At 42.4% G+C, this 3,206-nt stretch carries 2 protein-coding genes; both read left to right on the forward strand.

Annotated elements, in window-relative coordinates:
* The first annotated feature begins 215 nt into the window (after positions 1-215).
* Positions 216-2,330: a DUF262 and DUF1524 domain-containing protein gene (locus LDL35_RS15090; protein ID WP_304024022.1), complete on the forward strand. Its 2,115-nt coding sequence runs from the start codon at positions 216-218 to the stop codon at positions 2,328-2,330.
* Positions 2,331-2,350: 20 nt separating this feature from the next.
* The gene (locus tag LDL35_RS15095; protein ID WP_304024025.1) at positions 2,351-3,115 is read left to right on the forward strand and encodes a helix-turn-helix domain-containing protein; all 765 of its coding nucleotides are present in this window, start codon (positions 2,351-2,353) and stop codon (positions 3,113-3,115) included.
* Positions 3,116-3,206 lie beyond the last annotated feature (91 nt).

The following is a 3,206-nucleotide window of genomic DNA, read 5'->3' on the forward strand; positions in this document are numbered from 1 at the left end:
AATTGTCGATAGTAATCAAACACCAAAACCTCTTCATGAGACATATTATTAGCTTATATTTTCTCGACTAACTTGTTCATTCGGAGATACTGCTATCCGTGACACCCTCCTCCCCAAACTCCTTTCCGGAGAACTTCAGATAGATAACCCTGAGAAATTTCTTGAGGCGACGACATGACCGGAGACAACCCACTTAATCTCTTTGGATTGATATAATGAAAGCAACAGAAGCAAAACTCATAGATTTTCTCAAAAAATCTCCTCAATTTATAATCCCGATTTACCAGCGGACATACTCCTGGACAGAAAAAGAATGTAAACAATTATGGGATGATATCATCAGAACCGGAACGAATGACGAAATATCAGCCCATTTTGTAGGCTCTATTGTTTACATCGAAAAAGGTCTGTATCAGGTCACAAGCCAGTCTCCACTTCTGGTTATTGATGGACAACAACGTCTTACAACCATCACTCTTCTCATTGCAGCATTAGCAAAATATCTAGACAATCTGGAAGAAGGAACCAAAGAACCAGTAGAGGGTTTTTCTCCACGGAAATTACGTAACTATTATCTCTTAAATCCTGAAGAAGAAGGGGAAAAACGGTATAAACTCATCCTCTCACAAACCGATAAAGACTCCCTCATATCAATAGTCGGAGAAAAGCATCCTCCAAAAGAACCTTCGATTCGTATCACTAACAATTATACTCTTTTTGAGAAGCTAATTTCCGACTCACAATCAGAAATCGAGGCAATATGTAAAGGGGTTGCTAAACTTCTGGTTGTAGATATTGCATTGGACAGGGATCAGGATAACCCACAACTTATCTTCGAAAGCATGAATTCAACAGGCAGGGAACTTACCCAGGCCGATCTTATTCGAAATTATATCCTGATGAGATTGGAGCCAGAATTACAAACAAAACTCTATGAAAATTATTGGCGTCCAATGGAGGTTGAATTTGGGCAGGAAGCATACGGGCAGGAATTTGATGGTTTTATACGTCATTACCTGACAGTAAAAACTGGTGGAGATATCCCCAAGATTGATCAGGTTTACGAGGCGTTTAAAAAATATTCACGAACACCGGACATCGAAAAGAATGGTGTGGAATCTCTGGTATCTGATATCTATTCCTATTCAAGATATTTTTGTGCGATGGCATTAGGTCAGGAAGAAGAAAAAGACTTGAAAAGAGCTTTCTTTGACCTCCGTGAATTAAAGGTAGATGTCGCTTTTCCTCTTCTTTTGGAATTATATCATGATTATGTATCTCAAATCTTGACCAAGGACGATTTCCTGAAAATAGTTCGTTTAATAGAATCATATGTATTTCGAAGGGTAATCTGTGATATACCAACGAACTCGATGAACAAAACATTTGCGACATTTTCGAAAAATCTAAAAAAAGATAAATATCTAGAAAATGTTCAGGCCACATTCGCATTATTAAAATCATACCGTCGATTCCCTTCAGATGAAGATTTTAAACAGAGAATGAAAACGTGTGACTTATACAATAAAACAAGAGCTAGGAAATACTGTCTAAGAAGGCTAGAAAATAATGACAGAAAGGAACCTGTTCCGGTAGATGAATACTCGATTGAACATGTTATGCCACAAAATGAGAATCTTTCTGAATCATGGAAGAAAGATCTCGGTCCCGATTGGAAGCAAATTCAAGAAAAGTGGCTGCATACTCTGGGAAACCTGACTCTTACTGCATATAATTCTGAATACAGTGATAAGCCGTTTTCTGAGAAAAGGGATAATGAAAAAGGATTTAAAATGAGTCCCCTTCTTCTCAATCAAGATCTCGGTCGTCGGGAAGTCTGGAATGAAGCGACCATCAAGGATAGAGCAGAGATACTCGCTCAGATGGCAATAAGGGTATGGGAAGGAATCACCCTTACTGAAGATATAATCGCACAATACCAGCAAAAATCGCCATCCCTTGAGTATTCCATAGATAACTACAAGCACCTCAAACCTGGAGCAGTCCGTGATATGTTTGAAGCATTCAGGAAAGAAGTGCTTGCTCTTGATCCCTGTGTATCTGAAGTATATACAAAACTCTACATTGCCTACAAAGCGGAGACCAATTTTGTCGATGTGGAACCTATGTCAAAAAGTCTTCGGTTAACTTTAAATATGAAATATCCAGATGTCAATGATCCAAAAGGGGTGTGTAGAGACATTACCGGGATTGGAAAATGGGGAAATGGGGATGTTGAGATAAATATGATATCAGTATCACAACTACCCTATGTCATGGGACTTGTTCGACAGTCTTTCGATAAACAAATGAGCAATGGATTTGAATAAACAATCAGGTTTACCGGACTATGAACCGATCTGATCTCTCGATCCTCCTCCAGGAAGGCGAAGGCTCCATGCTCGAATACAAGGAATCTCTCTCCTCTGCCTTATCCCGGGAACTCGTAGCCTTCGCAAACACTGCCGGAGGCAAAATCCTTCTCGGAGTTCGGGACGACGGATCGGTCAAGGGTATCACAGACACGAATGACATCAGGGCACGAATACAGGACATCGCCCGGAACTGTGACCCGCCGGTCAAGATCCTCATCACCCATATCGACAATGTCACCATCATCACCGTCAGGGAGAGCTCTGAAAAACCAGTCCAGTGCAGCGACGGATTCTTCTGGCGACAGGGAGCCGTTACCCAGAAACTTACCCGTGAAGAAATATGGACCTTTTTCCAGAAAGAAGGAGCCATCAGGTTTGACCTCTCCATATCACCGAAGTTCAGATATCCAGAGGATTTGACGCAGATAAATTCAGGACCTGGCTTTCCAAGAGTGGGATATCACCGACTGGGAACCGGGAAGATATCCTCGTCAATATCGAGGCAGCCGAACGGTCAGGCGGAAAACTCCTCTTCCGGAATGCCGGCATCCTCTTCTTTGCAAAAGAACCCCGGAGATTCTTCAACCAGGCATACATCACCTGTATCCTCTTTCAGGGAACAACAAATGTCCGTATCCTTGACCGGAAGGACTTCGCCGGCGGTGCGGTTGCCGATATCGAAGACAGTCTCCGCTTCATCGAGCGGAATACCCGGCTTTCGTACCGGATTGAGGGCCTGAAGAGAGAAGAGATCCCCGAGTACCCGATGGCTTCTCTTCGGGAGGCTATCACCAATGCGGTCATGCACCGGGACTGGTTTATTGAAGGAGC

The organism is Methanospirillum hungatei (genome assembly GCF_020216685.1).
Taxonomy (GTDB): Archaea; Halobacteriota; Methanomicrobia; order Methanomicrobiales; family Methanospirillaceae; genus Methanospirillum; species Methanospirillum hungatei_B.

Coding starts and splice junctions, on each gene's coding strand:
- LDL35_RS15090 (WP_304024022.1), top strand. CDS start 216: ATGAAAGCAACAGAAGCAAAACTCATAGATTTTCTCAAAAAATCTCCT.
- LDL35_RS15095 (WP_304024025.1), top strand. CDS start 2,351: ATGAACCGATCTGATCTCTCGATCCTCCTCCAGGAAGGCGAAGGCTCC.